28 protein-coding genes are annotated in these 14150 nt (G+C 56.3%); all 28 read left to right on the forward strand.

Annotated elements, in window-relative coordinates:
• Window positions 1-36: 36 nt before the first annotated feature.
• Window positions 37-348: a 30S ribosomal protein S10 gene (gene rpsJ, locus ACSSNI_RS22025; protein ID WP_003186070.1), complete on the forward strand. Its 312-nt coding sequence runs from the start codon at window positions 37-39 to the stop codon at window positions 346-348.
• Window positions 349-429: 81 nt separating this feature from the next.
• Complete coding sequence (rplC, locus tag ACSSNI_RS22030) at window positions 430-1065, forward strand: 50S ribosomal protein L3 (RefSeq protein WP_045430590.1); 636 nt, start codon at window positions 430-432, stop codon at window positions 1063-1065.
• Window positions 1066-1077: 12 nt separating this feature from the next.
• Window positions 1078-1680 (forward strand): 50S ribosomal protein L4, encoded by a 603-nt coding sequence (gene rplD, locus ACSSNI_RS22035; RefSeq protein WP_019339977.1) that lies wholly within the window; start codon window positions 1078-1080, stop codon window positions 1678-1680.
• Window positions 1677-1976 (forward strand): 50S ribosomal protein L23, encoded by a 300-nt coding sequence (gene rplW, locus ACSSNI_RS22040; protein ID WP_200638209.1) that lies wholly within the window; start codon window positions 1677-1679, stop codon window positions 1974-1976. The genes rplD and rplW overlap by 4 nt, the downstream gene beginning before the upstream one ends.
• A 14-nt stretch (window positions 1977-1990) precedes the next feature.
• Window positions 1991-2812, forward strand: a complete 822-nt coding sequence (gene rplB, locus ACSSNI_RS22045) for a 50S ribosomal protein L2 (RefSeq protein WP_019339975.1) — start codon at window positions 1991-1993, stop codon at window positions 2810-2812.
• A gap of 16 nt (window positions 2813-2828) precedes the next feature.
• On the forward strand, window positions 2829-3104 hold the full coding sequence (gene rpsS / locus ACSSNI_RS22050) for a 30S ribosomal protein S19 (RefSeq protein WP_021209376.1): 276 nt from the start codon (window positions 2829-2831) through the stop codon (window positions 3102-3104).
• A gap of 13 nt (window positions 3105-3117) precedes the next feature.
• Complete coding sequence (gene rplV, locus ACSSNI_RS22055) at window positions 3118-3450, forward strand: 50S ribosomal protein L22 (protein ID WP_003103908.1); 333 nt, start codon at window positions 3118-3120, stop codon at window positions 3448-3450.
• A gap of 13 nt (window positions 3451-3463) precedes the next feature.
• Window positions 3464-4150, forward strand: a complete 687-nt coding sequence (gene rpsC, locus ACSSNI_RS22060; RefSeq protein ID WP_019339973.1) for a 30S ribosomal protein S3 — start codon at window positions 3464-3466, stop codon at window positions 4148-4150.
• A 12-nt stretch (window positions 4151-4162) separates the two neighbouring features.
• Window positions 4163-4576: a 50S ribosomal protein L16 gene (gene rplP / locus ACSSNI_RS22065; protein ID WP_003176421.1), complete on the forward strand. Its 414-nt coding sequence runs from the start codon at window positions 4163-4165 to the stop codon at window positions 4574-4576.
• Window positions 4576-4767 carry a 50S ribosomal protein L29 gene (rpmC, locus tag ACSSNI_RS22070; protein WP_003289209.1) on the forward strand — a complete coding sequence of 64 codons (192 nt, stop codon included), beginning with the start codon at window positions 4576-4578 and terminating at the stop codon, window positions 4765-4767. The genes rplP and rpmC overlap by 1 nt, the downstream gene beginning before the upstream one ends.
• A 2-nt stretch (window positions 4768-4769) precedes the next feature.
• Complete coding sequence (gene rpsQ, locus ACSSNI_RS22075) at window positions 4770-5036, forward strand: 30S ribosomal protein S17 (RefSeq protein WP_025240347.1); 267 nt, start codon at window positions 4770-4772, stop codon at window positions 5034-5036.
• 23 nt (window positions 5037-5059) lie between these two features.
• Window positions 5060-5428 carry a 50S ribosomal protein L14 gene (gene rplN / locus ACSSNI_RS22080; RefSeq protein WP_003289207.1) on the forward strand — a complete coding sequence of 123 codons (369 nt, stop codon included), beginning with the start codon at window positions 5060-5062 and terminating at the stop codon, window positions 5426-5428.
• A gap of 11 nt (window positions 5429-5439) precedes the next feature.
• On the forward strand, window positions 5440-5754 hold the full coding sequence (rplX, locus tag ACSSNI_RS22085) for a 50S ribosomal protein L24 (protein ID WP_019339971.1): 315 nt from the start codon (window positions 5440-5442) through the stop codon (window positions 5752-5754).
• A gap of 19 nt (window positions 5755-5773) precedes the next feature.
• The gene (gene rplE, locus ACSSNI_RS22090) at window positions 5774-6313 is read left to right on the forward strand and encodes a 50S ribosomal protein L5 (protein WP_019339970.1); all 540 of its coding nucleotides are present in this window, start codon (window positions 5774-5776) and stop codon (window positions 6311-6313) included.
• 13 nt (window positions 6314-6326) lie between these two features.
• Window positions 6327-6632 carry a 30S ribosomal protein S14 gene (gene rpsN, locus ACSSNI_RS22095; protein ID WP_046164401.1) on the forward strand — a complete coding sequence of 102 codons (306 nt, stop codon included), beginning with the start codon at window positions 6327-6329 and terminating at the stop codon, window positions 6630-6632.
• 185 nt (window positions 6633-6817) lie between these two features.
• Window positions 6818-7210 (forward strand): 30S ribosomal protein S8, encoded by a 393-nt coding sequence (rpsH, locus tag ACSSNI_RS22100; protein ID WP_003281824.1) that lies wholly within the window; start codon window positions 6818-6820, stop codon window positions 7208-7210.
• A 12-nt stretch (window positions 7211-7222) separates the two neighbouring features.
• Window positions 7223-7756 (forward strand): 50S ribosomal protein L6, encoded by a 534-nt coding sequence (rplF, locus tag ACSSNI_RS22105; RefSeq protein ID WP_019339968.1) that lies wholly within the window; start codon window positions 7223-7225, stop codon window positions 7754-7756.
• Window positions 7757-7766: 10 nt separating this feature from the next.
• Window positions 7767-8117 (forward strand): 50S ribosomal protein L18, encoded by a 351-nt coding sequence (rplR, locus tag ACSSNI_RS22110; protein WP_019339967.1) that lies wholly within the window; start codon window positions 7767-7769, stop codon window positions 8115-8117.
• Between the two features lie 3 nt (window positions 8118-8120).
• Window positions 8121-8621 carry a 30S ribosomal protein S5 gene (gene rpsE, locus ACSSNI_RS22115; protein WP_019339966.1) on the forward strand — a complete coding sequence of 167 codons (501 nt, stop codon included), beginning with the start codon at window positions 8121-8123 and terminating at the stop codon, window positions 8619-8621.
• 2 nt (window positions 8622-8623) lie between these two features.
• Window positions 8624-8803 carry a 50S ribosomal protein L30 gene (gene rpmD, locus ACSSNI_RS22120; RefSeq protein ID WP_003281818.1) on the forward strand — a complete coding sequence of 60 codons (180 nt, stop codon included), beginning with the start codon at window positions 8624-8626 and terminating at the stop codon, window positions 8801-8803.
• Window positions 8804-8806: 3 nt separating this feature from the next.
• Entirely contained in the window at window positions 8807-9241 is a 435-nt protein-coding gene (gene rplO, locus ACSSNI_RS22125) for a 50S ribosomal protein L15 (protein ID WP_102838126.1), read from the forward strand.
• Window positions 9242-10570 carry a preprotein translocase subunit SecY gene (gene secY, locus ACSSNI_RS22130; RefSeq protein WP_159969086.1) on the forward strand — a complete coding sequence of 443 codons (1329 nt, stop codon included), beginning with the start codon at window positions 9242-9244 and terminating at the stop codon, window positions 10568-10570.
• Window positions 10571-10600: 30 nt separating this feature from the next.
• A complete protein-coding gene (gene rpmJ, locus ACSSNI_RS22135) occupies window positions 10601-10717 on the forward strand; it encodes a 50S ribosomal protein L36 (RefSeq protein WP_014854209.1) in 117 nt (38 codons plus the stop codon).
• Between the two features lie 131 nt (window positions 10718-10848).
• Window positions 10849-11205 (forward strand): 30S ribosomal protein S13, encoded by a 357-nt coding sequence (gene rpsM, locus ACSSNI_RS22140; RefSeq protein ID WP_073301056.1) that lies wholly within the window; start codon window positions 10849-10851, stop codon window positions 11203-11205.
• A gap of 30 nt (window positions 11206-11235) precedes the next feature.
• Window positions 11236-11625, forward strand: coding sequence for a 30S ribosomal protein S11 (gene rpsK, locus ACSSNI_RS22145; protein WP_014854207.1), 390 nt, complete (start codon window positions 11236-11238; stop codon window positions 11623-11625).
• Window positions 11626-11642: 17 nt separating this feature from the next.
• Window positions 11643-12263: a 30S ribosomal protein S4 gene (rpsD, locus tag ACSSNI_RS22150; protein ID WP_102838124.1), complete on the forward strand. Its 621-nt coding sequence runs from the start codon at window positions 11643-11645 to the stop codon at window positions 12261-12263.
• Between the two features lie 22 nt (window positions 12264-12285).
• Window positions 12286-13287, forward strand: coding sequence for a DNA-directed RNA polymerase subunit alpha (locus tag ACSSNI_RS22155; protein ID WP_019339960.1), 1002 nt, complete (start codon window positions 12286-12288; stop codon window positions 13285-13287).
• A 45-nt stretch (window positions 13288-13332) separates the two neighbouring features.
• Entirely contained in the window at window positions 13333-13719 is a 387-nt protein-coding gene (gene rplQ / locus ACSSNI_RS22160; protein WP_019339959.1) for a 50S ribosomal protein L17, read from the forward strand.
• Window positions 13720-14150 lie beyond the last annotated feature (431 nt).

Here is a 14150-nt window from a genome sequence, read left to right on the forward strand (position 1 = left end):
TTTGGTAGGGATGGCTAATTGGAGTCTGAGGTCAAAATGCAAAACCAACAAATCCGTATTCGGTTGAAGGCTTTTGACCATCGCCTGATCGATCAATCAACCCAGGAAATCGTGGAAACCGCGAAACGTACTGGTGCTCAGGTGCGTGGTCCGATTCCACTGCCGACCCGCAAAGAGCGGTTCACTGTTCTGGTTTCTCCGCACGTCAACAAGGACGCGCGCGACCAGTACGAGATCCGTACTCATAAGCGTGTGCTGGATATTGTCCAGCCGACCGACAAGACTGTCGATGCGCTGATGAAGCTTGATCTTGCGGCTGGCGTGGAAGTGCAGATCAGCCTCGGCTAAAACCTGGAGTTTTAGTCGTGTAACGCTCTGAAATGGGCGGCCATAGCGGGTGAAAGCCCCGTACACTAAAGAGGTTACAACATGACTATTGGTGTAGTCGGTCGTAAGTGCGGCATGACCCGCGTTTTCACCGAAGATGGTGTCTCTATTCCGGTTACGGTCATTGAGATCGAGCCGAATCGCGTCACTCAGTTCAAAAATGAAGAGAGCGATGGCTATCGCGCTGTGCAGGTTACTGTCGGCGAGCGTCGCGCGTCCCGCGTTACCAAGGCTCAGGCTGGTCACTTCGCCAAGGCGAATGTAGCTGCCGGTCGTGGTGTCTGGGAATTCCGCCTTGATGGCGAGGAGTTCCAGGTCGGCGACCAGATCAAGGCCGAGATCTTCCAGGCTGGGCAGATGGTGGATGTCACCGGTCAGTCCAAGGGTAAAGGCTTTGCCGGTACCATCAAGCGCTGGAATTTCCGTGGTCAGGACAATACTCACGGTAACTCCGTATCCCACCGCGTCCCGGGCTCTATTGGCCAATGCCAGACTCCAGGCCGTGTTTTCAAGGGCAAGAAGATGTCCGGGCACATGGGCGCCGAGCGCGTAACCGTGCAGTCCCTGGAAATCGTGCGTGTCGATGCCGAACGTAATCTGCTGTTGGTCAAGGGTGCAGTGCCCGGTGCCACTGGTGGTGACGTTGTCGTGCGTCCGGCTGCCAAGGCTCGCGGGTAAGGGGGAGTTCACATGCAATTGAATGTTAATGGCGCACAAGCCATCGAAGTCTCCGAGCAAACCTTTGGCGGTGAGTTCAACGAAACGCTGGTGCACCAGGCAGTCGTCGCCTATATGGCTGGCGGTCGTCAGGGTAGCAAGCAGCAGAAGACTCGTTCTGACGTTTCCGGTGGCGGCAAGCGCCCCTGGCGTCAAAAGGGTACCGGCCGTGCTCGTGCAGGTACCTCGCGTGGTCCGATCTGGCGTGGCGGTGGTGTGACTTTCGCTGCTCGACCGCAGAACCATGAGCAGAAGCTCAACAAGAAGATGTACCGCGCAGCGCTGCGTTCCATTCTTTCTGAACTGGTTCGTTCCGAGCGTCTGGTCGTCGTTGAAGATTTCGCCGTCGACAGCCCCAAGACCAAGCTGCTTGCTAACAAGCTGACCGGTATGGGGCTGAATGACGTACTGATCGTTTCCGATGCTGTCGATCAGAACCTGTATCTGGCGGCCCGCAACCTGCCGCACGTCGATGTTCGTGACGTTCAGGGTTCCGATCCCGTCAGCCTGATCGCCTATGACAAGGTCTTGATCACCGTGTCGGCTGTGAAGAAATTCGAGGAGCTGCTGGGATGAACCAGGAACGCGTATTCAAAGTCCTGCTTGGTCCGCACGTCTCCGAGAAGGCAACCATGTTGGCTGATAGCAAAGGCCAATTCGTTTTCAAGGTTGCTACTGATGCAACCAAGCTGGAAATCAAGAAGGCCGTCGAAAGCCTGTTCAACGTGAAGGTCGCCAAGGTCAGTACTCTGAATGTTCAGGGTAAGACCAAGCGCACCGCTCGCGGTCTGGGCAAGCGCAATGACTGGAAGAAGGCGTACATCGCACTTCAGCCGGGCCAGGATCTCGATTTCTCCGGCAACGCTGAGTAAGGAAGGGGTGCATCATGGCAATCGTTAAATGCAAACCGACTTCCGCGGGCCGCCGTTTTGTGGTCAAAGTGGTCGGTCAGGAGCTGCACAAAGGCGCTCCTTATGCTCCGCTGCTCGAGAAGAAGTCGAAGTCTGGCGGTCGTAACAACAACGGTCGAATCACTACTCGTCACATTGGTGGTGGTCACAAGCAGCATTACCGTCTGGTTGATTTTCGTCGTAACAAGGATGGCATCCCAGCCGTCGTTGAGCGCGTTGAATATGACCCGAACCGTACTGCGCACATTGCGCTACTCAAGTACGCGGATGGTGAGCGTCGCTACATCATCGCTCCCAAGGGCGTCAGTGCTGGCGATCAGCTGCTTTCCGGCGTTAATGCGCCGATCAAGGCTGGTAACAGTCTGCCGCTGCGCAACATTCCGCTGGGTTCCACTGTTCACGGTGTTGAGCTCAAGCCGGGCAAGGGCGCTCAGATTGCTCGTTCCGCTGGTGCTTCGGCTCAGCTGGTCGCGCGTGAAGGTGCTTATGTAACGCTGCGTCTTCGCTCCGGAGAAATGCGCAAAGTGCTGGCTGAATGCCGTGCGACCCTGGGCGAGGTCTCGAACTCCGAGCACAGCCTGCGTTCGCTGGGTAAAGCGGGTGCCAAGCGCTGGCGCGGTGTTCGCCCGACCGTTCGCGGTGTGGCAATGAACCCGGTCGATCACCCCCACGGTGGTGGTGAGGGTCGTACCTCCGGTGGTCGTCATCCGGTGTCGCCATGGGGCTTCCCGACTAAGGGCGCGAAGACTCGCTCTAACAAGCGCACCGATAACATGATCGTCCGTCGTCGCAAGTAACTAGAGGGATACGACAGTGCCGCGTTCTCTGAAAAAAGGTCCTTTTATCGATCTTCACCTATTGAAGAAGGTCGAAGTGGCGATGGAAAAGAATGATCGCAAGCCGGTTAAAACCTGGTCGCGTCGTTCGATGATCCTGCCGCAAATGGTCGGTCTGACCATCGCTGTGCATAACGGCCGTCAACATGTCCCCGTTCTCGTGAGCGAAGATATGGTCGGTCACAAACTCGGCGAGTTCGCTGGTACCCGCACTTATCGCGGGCACGTAGCGGACAAGAAAGGCAAGCGCTAAGGGGTAAGGAAAGATGGAAGTAGCCGCTAAGTTGTCGGGCGCTCGCATCTCCGCCCAGAAAGCCCGCCTGGTCGCCGACCAGATCCGCGGGAAGAAGGTGGGCGAAGCGCTCAACCTGCTGGCTTTCAGCAGTAAGAAAGCCGCCGAGATCATGAAAAAAGTGCTGGAGTCGGCTGTAGCCAACGCCGAGCACAACGAAGGCGCTGACGTGGACGACCTGAAGGTCTCCACTGTCTTCGTCAACGAGGGGCGTTCGCTTAAGCGCATCATGCCGCGTGCCAAAGGCCGCGCTGATCGCATCGTCAAGCGGTCTTGCCATATCACTGTCAAGGTTGCGGACAAGTAACGGAGTCGATCAGATGGGTCAGAAAGTACATCCCACTGGCATTCGCCTGGGAATCGTCAAGGAGCACACTTCCGTCTGGTATGCAGACGGTCGTACGTACGCCGATTATCTGCTTGCAGATCTGAACGTGCGTGAATACCTCCAAGACAAATTAAAAAGCGCGTCCGTAAGCCGTATCGACATCCATCGTCCGGCTCAAACAGCACGCATCACCATCCACACCGCTCGTCCCGGCATCGTGATCGGAAAGAAAGGTGAAGATGTTGAGAAGCTGCGTCAGGACCTGACCAAGAGAATGGGTGTGCCTGTGCACATCAACATCGAAGAAATCCGCAAGCCGGAGCTCGATGCAATGCTGGTAGCACAGAACGTCGCTCAGCAGCTGGAGCGTCGCGTAATGTTCCGCCGCGCTATGAAGCGCGCCGTACAGAACGCGATCCGCATTGGTGCCAAGGGCATCAAGATCCAGGTGAGCGGTCGTCTGGGTGGGGCTGAAATTGCCCGTACAGAATGGTATCGGGAAGGTCGTGTGCCGTTGCACACCCTGCGTGCCGATATCGACTACAACACCTACGAAGCACACACCACTTACGGTGTGATCGGCGTCAAGGTTTGGATCTTCAAAGGCGAAGTTATCGGTGGTCGCCATGAAGAGCTCAAGCCGCAAGCGCCTGCGCCTCGTAAAAAAGCTGCCAAGTAAGGAGTACGCCAAATGTTGCAACCAAAGCGTACAAAATTCCGCAAGCAGATGACGGGTCACAACCGTGGCCTGGCTCAGCGCGGTAGCAAAGTCAGCTTCGGCGAATTCGCTCTGAAGTCTGTCGCCCGTGGTCGTCTTACTGCGCGTCAGATCGAGTCTGCACGTCGTGCGTTGACTCGTCACGTTAAGCGTGGCGGCAAGATCTGGATCCGCGTTTTCCCCGACAAGCCTATTTCCAAGAAGCCGCTTGAAGTGCGGATGGGTAAAGGTAAGGGTAACGTCGAGTACTGGGTTGCCCAGATTCAGCCGGGCAAGGTGCTTTACGAGATCGAGGGTGTTTCCGAAGAGCTGGCGCGTGAGGCATTCGCCCTGGCTGCTGCAAAGCTGCCTCTCGCCACCTCCTTTGTTAAGCGGACGGTGATGTGATGAAAGCGAATGAGCTTCGTGAAAAATCCGCTCAGCAGCTGAACGAGCAGTTGCTCGAGCTGCTGCGCGACCAGTTCAATCTGCGTATGCAGAAAGCAACTGGCCAGTTGGGGCAGTCTCACCTGCTCTCGCAAGTCAAGCGCGATATCGCTCGTGTCAAGACTGTGCTCAACCAGCAGGCAGGTAAGTGATCATGGCTGAAGTTGAAAAAACTGTCCGTACGCTGACTGGCCGCGTCGTCAGCGACAAAATGGACAAAAGCATCACCGTACTGATCGAGCGTCGCGTCAAGCACCCGATCTACGGTAAATACGTGAAGCGTTCGACCAAACTGCACGCCCACGACGAAACCAACCAGTGCCGTATCGGTGACAAGGTCACGATTCGCGAGACTCGTCCTATGGCGAAGACCAAGTGCTGGATGTTGGTTGATGTCGTCGAACGTGCCGTCGAAGTCTAAGGGCTAAGGGTCGGAGAAATTATATGATTCAGACTCAATCAATGCTCGATGTGGCTGATAACAGTGGCGCCCGTCGCGTCATGTGTATCAAGGTTCTCGGCGGTTCGCACCGCCGTTACGCCGGCATCGGCGACATCATCAAGGTTACCGTCAAGGAAGCGATTCCTCGTGGCAAGGTCAAGAAAGGCCAGGTAATGACCGCTGTTGTGGTCCGTACCCGTCACGGTGTTCGTCGTCCTGACGGCTCCATCATTCGCTTCGATGGCAACGCTGCTGTTCTGCTGAACAACAAGCAGGAGCCTATTGGCACCCGTATTTTCGGGCCGGTGACGCGTGAGCTTCGTTCCGAGAAGTTCATGAAGATCGTCTCGCTCGCGCCTGAAGTGCTGTAAGGAGAAGCCGCATGCAAAAGATTCGTCGCAACGACGAGATCATCGTCATCGCCGGCAAAGACAAGGGCAAGCGCGGTAAGGTGCTCCGGGTTCTCGCTGACGACCGTCTGGTTGTCGGTGGTATCAACCTGGTGAAGCGCCATACCAAGCCGAACCCGATGTCGGGCGTTCAGGGCGGTATCGTCGAGAAGGAGGCGCCACTGCACGCCTCTAACGTCGCTATTTTCAATGGCGAAACCAACAAGGCTGACCGCGTTGGGTTCAAGGTTGAAGACGGCAAGAAAATTCGTGTCTTCAAGTCGACCCAAAAGCCGGTTGAAGCTTGAGACTGCTAGGTAGATAACCATGGCACGACTAAAAGAAGTTTATCGGAAGCAAATCGCTCCCAAGCTGAAAGAAGAGCTTCAGCTTGGTAACGTGATGGAAGTTCCGCGCATTACCAAGATCACCCTGAACATGGGTATTGGCGAGGCCATCGGTGATAAGAAAATCATCGATAACGCGGTTGCCGATCTTGAGAAAATCACCGGCCAGAAGGTCGTCGTGACTCACGCTCGCAAGTCTATCGCTGGCTTCAAGGTCCGCGAGGGCTGGCCGATCGGTGTCAAGGTGACATTGCGCAGTGATCGTATGTACGAGTTCCTGGATCGTCTGTTGTCGATCTCCCTGCCTCGGGTTCGCGACTTCCGCGGCCTGAATGCCAAGTCGTTTGACGGCCGTGGCAATTACAGCATGGGTGTGAAAGAGCAGATCATTTTTCCGGAAATCGATTACGACAAGATCGATGCCCTGCGTGGTCTGGACATCACTCTGACCACTACTGCTCGGACGGATGAAGAGGGTCGCGCACTGCTGCGTGCCTTCAACTTCCCGTTCCGTAACTGATTGGAGTAGGCACATGGCTAAGCAAAGCATGAAGAACCGTGAGCTGAAGCGTCAGCAAACGGTTGCCAAGTACGCCCAGAAGCGTGCCGCGCTGAAAGCAACCATCGCTAACCCGGAGTCCACTCCGGAAGCGCGTTGGGAGGCTCAGGTGGCTCTGCAAAAGCAGCCTCGTGACGCAAGCGCTTCGCGCTTGCGTAACCGCTGCCGTCTGACCGGTCGTCCGCACGGTGTTTATCGCAAGTTCGGTCTTGCGCGTAACATGCTGCGTCAGGCCGCCATGCGTGGCGACGTACCGGGTCTGGTTAAAGCCAGCTGGTAAGAACGGTAGCTCGGCGCTCCTGTCGAGCTGGCTGTTTCCAAATCAAGCCCCTATGGGGCTTGATTCGTTTCTGGACTATCTCTAGAATGTCCGGCTCGCCCGAGCCACGCCTTCGGCGTTCGCTCATCTAGCAGGCGACACGAGCCCTCCCGGGCTTATTTTTTTGTATTAGGAGCCAAGAGCCCATGAGTATGCAGGACCCGTTAGCGGACATGCTAACTCGTATCCGTAATGCCCAGATGGCCGAAAAGTCCGTCGTAAGCATGCCGTCTTCCACTCTGAAGGTGGCTGTAGCCAACGTTCTTCAGGGTGAAGGCTATATAGCAGGATACAACGTCAGCAGCGACGCCAAGCCGCAGCTGTCTATCGAGCTTAAGTATTTCGAGGGCCGTCCGGTCATCGAGGAGCTGAAGCGCGTAAGCCGTCCTGGCCTTCGCCAGTACAAATCCGTTGATCAGTTGCCGAAGGTTCGCGGCGGTCTGGGTGTTTCGATCGTGTCCACCAACAAGGGTGTGATGACTGATCGGGCTGCTCGCGCTGCTGGCGTTGGCGGCGAAGTGCTCTGCACAGTGTTCTAAGGGGGGATAAGCATGTCTCGCGTTGCTAAGAACCCCGTCAAGCTGCCCGCTGGTGTTGAATTCAACATGTCCGGCCAGCAGCTTTCGGTAAAGGGTGCCAAGGGTGCTCTGGAACTGAATGTGCACTCGTCCGTGGAAGTGATTCACGAGGCTGGTGAGTTGCGTTTCGCTGCTCGCAATGGCGATCAGCAGAATCGCGCCATGGCCGGTACCACCCGTGCGCTGGTTAACAATATGGTCATCGGCGTCAGCCAAGGCTTTGAGCGCAAGCTTCAGCTGGTTGGTGTTGGTTACAAGGCGCAAGCCAAAGGTCAAGTGCTGTCCCTGGCTCTCGGCTTCTCGCACCCGGTGGAATATGAACTGCCGCAAGGCGTTACCGCTGAGACCCCCAGCCAGACCGATATCCTGATCAAGGGTGTCGATAAGCAACTGGTCGGTCAGGTGGCTGCTGAAATCCGCGATTTCCGTCGTCCTGAGCCTTACAAAGGCAAAGGCGTACGTTACTCGGACGAAGTGGTCCGTCGTAAAGAAGCTAAGAAGAAGTAGGGCATAGCAAATGAGCGTAAAGAAAGTTACTCGTCTGCGTCGCGCTCGCAAGGCACGCCTGAAGATGCGCGAGCTGGAAACCGTACGCCTGTGTGTGTACCGCTCTTCCCAGCACATCTACGCCCAGGTCCTTTCGGCCGACGGCGGCAAGGTCCTGGCCAGCGCCTCGACTCTGGACAAAGAACTGCGCGGCGGTGCCACTGGCAACGTCGACGCTGCCAAGAAAGTTGGTCAGCTGGTCGCTGAGCGTGCTAAGGCCGCAGGTGTCACCCAGGTGGCGTTCGACCGTTCTGGCTTCAAGTACCACGGTCGTGTCAAGGCACTGGCTGATGCTGCTCGTGAAGGCGGGCTGGAGTTCTAAGTTATGGCATATAACGAGCAAAAGCGCGACGAAGGCTACATTGAGAAGCTGGTTCAAGTTAACCGCGTCGCCAAGACTGTAAAGGGTGGTCGTATCTTCACCTTCACCGCGTTGACCGTGGTAGGTGATGGTAAGGGCCGTGTAGGTTTCGGTCGCGGCAAGTCCCGTGAAGTACCTGCTGCGATTCAGAAGGCCATGGAGGCGGCTCGCCGCAACATGATCCAGGTTGATCTGAATGGCACCACGCTGCAGTACGCTACCAAGGCGGCGCATGGCGCTTCCAAGGTATACATGCAGCCTGCTTCTGAAGGTACCGGTGTTATCGCCGGAGGCGCGATGCGCGCCATCCTTGAAGTGGCTGGTGTGCAGAACGTCCTGGCTAAGTGCTACGGCTCGACCAATCCGGTGAACGTGGTTCATGCCACTTTCAAGGGGTTGAAGGCCATGCAGTCGCCTGAGTCGATCGCTGCTAAGCGTGGCAAGAGCGTCGAGGAGATTTCCTGATCATGGCTAACACCGTCAAGGTCACGCTGATTAAAAGCGTCAGCGGTCGTATCCCCAATCACAAGCTGTGCGTAAAGGGCCTCGGCCTTCGTCGCATTGGTCACACTGTCGAGGTTCAGGACACTCCTGAGAATCGCGGCATGATCAACAAGGCTTATTACATGCTCCGTGTGGAGGGCTAAGCCATGCAACTGAACGATCTGCGTTCTGCGCCGGGTGCCCGTCGCGAAAAGCTTCGTCCTGGCCGTGGTATCGGTAGCGGTCTGGGTAAGACCGGTGGCCGTGGTCACAAGGGTCAGACTTCCCGTTCCGGTGGCAAGATTGCTCCTGGGTTCGAGGGTGGTCAGCAGCCGTTGCATCGTCGTCTGCCGAAGTTCGGCTTCGTATCGCTCAAGGCTATGGATCGTGCAGAAGTGCGCACATCCGAGCTGGCCAAGGTCGAAGGCGATGTGGTCTCCGTGCAGAGCCTCAAGGATGCCAACGTCATCAACCAGAACGTGCAGCGTGTGAAAGTTATGCTGTCCGGTGAGGTTGGTCGCGCTGTGACCCTGAAAGGCATCGCAGCCACCAAAGGTGCGCGTGCGGCTATTGAAGCAGCTGGCGGCAAGTTCGAGGAATAAATGGCTAAGCAAGGTGCTCTCTCCGCGCTGAGTAATGGCGGGCTGTCTGAACTCTGGGCTCGTCTGCGCTTTTTGCTGATGGCGATCATCGTCTATCGAGTAGGGGCGCACATCCCGGTGCCGGGGATCAATCCCGACAGGTTGGCCGAGCTGTTCCGTCAGAACGAAGGGACCATCCTTAGTCTGTTCAACATGTTTTCAGGTGGTGCGCTGGAGCGCATGAGCATCTTTGCGCTGGGGATCATGCCGTACATCTCGGCATCGATCATCATGCAGCTTATGACAGCCGTCAGCCCCCAGCTTGAGCAGTTGAAGAAGGAAGGCGAGGCCGGTCGCCGCAAGATCAGTCAGTACACGCGCTATCTGGCGCTGGTGCTGGCTATCGTGCAGGCCATCGGTATGTCCGTCGGTCTGGCCGGGCAAGGTGTCGCATTCAGCAGTGACTTCGGCTTCTACTTCGTCGCCATCACCACGTTTGTGGCGGGTGCGATGTTCATGATGTGGCTGGGTGAGCAGATCACTGAACGTGGCGTAGGTAACGGCATTTCGATGTTGATCTTTGCCGGTATCGTCGCTGGTTTGCCGGGCGCCCTAGGGCAGTCCTTCGAGTCAGCTCGCCAAGGTGATGTCAATATCATTGCGCTGTTGGCCGTGGGGCTTCTGGCCGTTGCGATCATTGGTTTTGTGGTCTTCATTGAGCGTGGTCAGCGGCGAATCGCCGTGCATTACGCCAAGCGTCAGCAGGGTCGTAAGGTCTTCGCTGCACAAACAAGCCACTTGCCCTTGAAAGTCAATATGGCTGGCGTGATTCCAGCGATCTTTGCGAGCAGCATTCTATTGTTCCCGGCGTCGTTGGGTCAGTGGTTTGGTCAGTCCGAAAGCATGAGCTGGCTGGCTGATATCTCGCAGTCGATTGCTCCCGGTCAGCCATTGAATATCCTGTTGTTCAGTGCCGGTATCATCTTCTTCTGCTTCTTCTATACGGCGTTGATGTTCAACCCTAAAGACGTTGCAGAAAACTTGAAGAAGTCCGGTGCGTTTATTCCAGGGATTCGTCCTGGTGAGCAGTCGGCGCGCTATATCGATGGTGTGCTGACCCGCTTGACCTTGTTCGGTGCCCTGTACATGACGGCTGTTTGCTTGCTTCCTCAGTTCCTTGTGGTTGCCGCAAATGTGCCGTTCTACCTTGGCGGGACCTCGTTGCTGATTGTGGTCGTGGTTGTAATGGACTTCATGTCTCAAGTGCAGTCACACCTGATGTCCCACCAGTACGATTCCCTGATGAAAAAAGCCAACCTGAAGGGCTACGGCAGCGGAATGCTTCGCTGAAGTCGGCTCGTAAGGTTCTAGGAGTTGGTCATGAAAGTTCGCGCATCGGTCAAGAAACTGTGCCGCAACTGCAAGATCGTTCGTCGCGAAGGCGTCGTTCGTGTGATCTGCAGCGCAGAACCGCGGCACAAACAGCGCCAAGGCTGATTGTGAGCTAAGGCTCGGGCCCGGCAGCTAGTGCGCTGCCGGGTTGATTATTTGTTATTACAGCGTTAGTATCTCGCGCCCTTTTCTTGGCTTCCGGGGCGTTGGGTAGCTGTCAATTGGAGTTTCACTGAATGGCCCGTATTGCAGGCGTAAACATTCCGGATAACAAGCACACTGTTATCTCGCTGACCTACATCTATGGTGTTGGTCGCACTCGCGCACAGACAATCTGTGCCGCTACCGGTGTAAATCCGGCAGCAAAAATCAAGGATCTCACTGACGAGCAGGTTGAGCTGCTTCGTGGCGAAGTGGGCAAGTTCATCGTTGAAGGTGACCTGCGTCGCGAAGTCAACATGAAGATCAAGCGCTTGATGGACCTGGGTTGCTACCGCGGCCTGCGTCATCGTCGTGGTCTGCCGGTCCGCGGTCAGCGTACCAAGACCAACGCTCGTACCCGTAAGGGTCCGCGTAAGCCGATCCGCAAGTAATCGCATTAGCGCATCGACAGGAATCTAATCATGGCAAAACCTGCTGCTCGTCCTCGTAAGAAAGTAAAAAAGACGGTGGTTGATGGCATCGCCCATATCCACGCTTCTTTTAACAACACCATCATCACTATCACCGATCGTCAAGGCAATGCGTTGTCCTGGGCGACGTCTGGTGGTTCCGGTTTCCGCGGCTCCCGTAAGAGCACCCCGTTTGCTGCCCAGGTGGCTGCCGAGCGTGCTGGTCAAGCGGCACTGGAATATGGCCTCAAGAACCTCGACGTCAATGTCAAGGGTCCTGGTCCGGGCCGTGAATCTGCTGTTCGTGCATTGAACGGCTGTGGTTATAAAATCGCCAGCATCACCGACGTGACGCCGATCCCGCACAACGGGTGCCGTCCGCCGAAGAAGCGCCGCGTGTAATCAGGAGACAGTGAGAAATGGCTCGTTATATTGGTCCCAAGTGCAAACTGTCTCGTCGTGAAGGCACCGATCTCTTCTTGAAGAGTGGTGCGCGCGCGCTCGAATCAAAGTGCAACATCGAAACCCCACCGGGTGTTCACGGTCAGCGTCGTGGTCGTTTGTCCGACTACGGTACCCAGCTGCGTGAGAAGCAGAAAGTCCGCCGCATTTATGGTGTTCTCGAGCGCCAGTTCAGCGGTTATTACAAGGAAGCTGCCAGCCGCAAGGGCGCTACCGGTGAAAACCTTCTGCAACTGCTCGAGTGCCGTTTGGATAACGTCGTGTATCGCATGGGCTTTGGCTCTACTCGTGCCGAATCGCGTCAGCTGGTCTCGCACAAGTCGATTAGCGTAAATGGTCAGACAGTGAACGTTCCGTCTTACCAGGTTAAAGCTGGCGACGTGGTGGCCGTTCGTGAAAAGTGCCGCAACCAGCTGCGTATCGCCCAAGCCCTTGAACTGTGCGTACAGCGCGGTCGCGTTGAATGGGTCGAAGTAGATGCCGACAAGAAATCCGGTGTTTTCAAGAATGTTCCGGCGCGCAGTGATCTGTCAGCCGACATCAACGAAAACCTGATTGTCGAGCTCTACTCCAAGTAAGGGCTAGAAAATAGGTGTATCCATGCAGATTTCGGTAAATGAGTTCCTGACCCCCCGCCATATCGATGTGCAGGTGGTCAGTCCGACCCGTGCCAAGATCACTCTCGAGCCCCTCGAGCGCGGTTTTGGCCATACCCTGGGCAACGCGCTGCGTCGTATTCTGTTGTCCTCCATGCCCGGCTGCGCTGTGGTCGAGGCTGAGATCGACGGTGTGCTTCACGAGTACAGCGCTATCGAGGGCGTGCAGGAAGATGTCATCGAAATCCTGCTGAACCTCAAAGGTATCGCCATCAAGCTGCACGGCCGTGATGAAGTGACCTTGAGCCTGGTGAAGAAGGGCGCGGGCGCTGTTACCGCTGCCGATATCCAGCTGGATCACGATGTCGAAATCGTCAATGGCGATCACCTGATCGCCAACCTGGCGGCTAATGGCTCGATCAACATGAAGCTCAAGGTCGCTCGCGGCCGTGGCTACGAGCCGGCTGATGCGCGTCAGAGTGATGAAGATGAGAGCCGTAGCATTGGCCGTCTTCAGCTCGACGCAACCTTCAGTCCGGTCCGTCGCGTGGCTTATGTTGTCGAAAATGCTCGTGTTGAGCAGCGTACCAACTTGGACAAGCTGGTTATCGACCTGGAAACCAACGGAACCCTGGATCCTGAAGAAGCGATCCGTCGTGCCGCGACCATTCTGCAGCAGCAGTTGGCCGCGTTCGTCGACCTCAAGGGTGACAGCGAGCCGGTCGTGGTCGAGCAAGAAGACGAGATCGATCCGATCCTGTTGCGTCCAGTTGACGACCTGGAACTGACCGTGCGTTCGGCGAACTGCCTCAAAGCAGAAAACATCTACTACATCGGTGATCTGATCCAGCGCACCGAAGTCGAGCTGTTGAAGACGCCGAACCTGGGCAAGAAATCTCTGACCGAAATCAAAGATGTTCTGGCTTCTCGTGGTCTGTCCCTCGGCATGCGCCTCGACAATTGGCCGCCGGCCAGTCTCAAGAAGGACGATAAGGCTACGGCCTGATCGACCATAGTCACCGAACTGATCGTTTGGTAAGGAATTTCAATCATGCGTCATCGTAAAAGTGGCCGTCATCTCAGCCGCACAAGCGCTCACCGCAAAGCCATGTTTCAGAACATGGCGGTGTCGCTGTTCGAGCACGAACTGATCAAGACTACCCTGCCTAAGGCCAAGGAACTGCGTCGCGTAGCCGAGCCGCTCATCACTCTGGCTAAGGAAGACAGCGTCGCTAATCGTCGTCTGGCTTTCGACCGTACTCGTTCCAAGGCTATCGTTGGTAAGCTTTTCAACGATCTCGGCCCGCGTTACGCCACCCGTCAAGGTGGTTACCTGCGTATTCTCAAGTGCGGTTTCCGCGCTGGAGACAATGCACCGATGGCTTACGTTGAGCTGGTTGACCGTCCGGTCACCGGCGAAGTGGAAGCCGCTGAGTAAGCGTTGCTTGCTTAAAAAAAACCGAGCGCATGCTCGGTTTTTTTATGCGTATGGATCTTTACATCCGCCATTCCAGCGAGTCGGCGATCGCTTAAGATGACCTGAGTGAAGCATGGCCGATTAAGGTATTCGCTTTCTCAGTCATGCACGTGGGTGTTACCGGTCATGACGGCAAGTAGTAGTACGTCGCTGGCTGCAGATAGGGTGAGCTGCTCTAGGGCCGGATGAGCGCGTCGAGTTACGTTGGCCGTATCGGGACTGCTGATTCGGCATATGGTTGGGCGTTGTCTGGGGCGGGGACTATTCCTGCGGAGTCGCTGAATAGCCAATGTAAAGCCGGGCGTTATGCCCGGCTTTTTTATTGGTGCGCCAGGCATGGCGCGTTGCGCGCAAGCGCAACCAGCTTGGCTGTGGTGGCCACGCTGGTGACT

Source organism: Stutzerimonas tianxiuensis, from assembly GCF_053470365.1.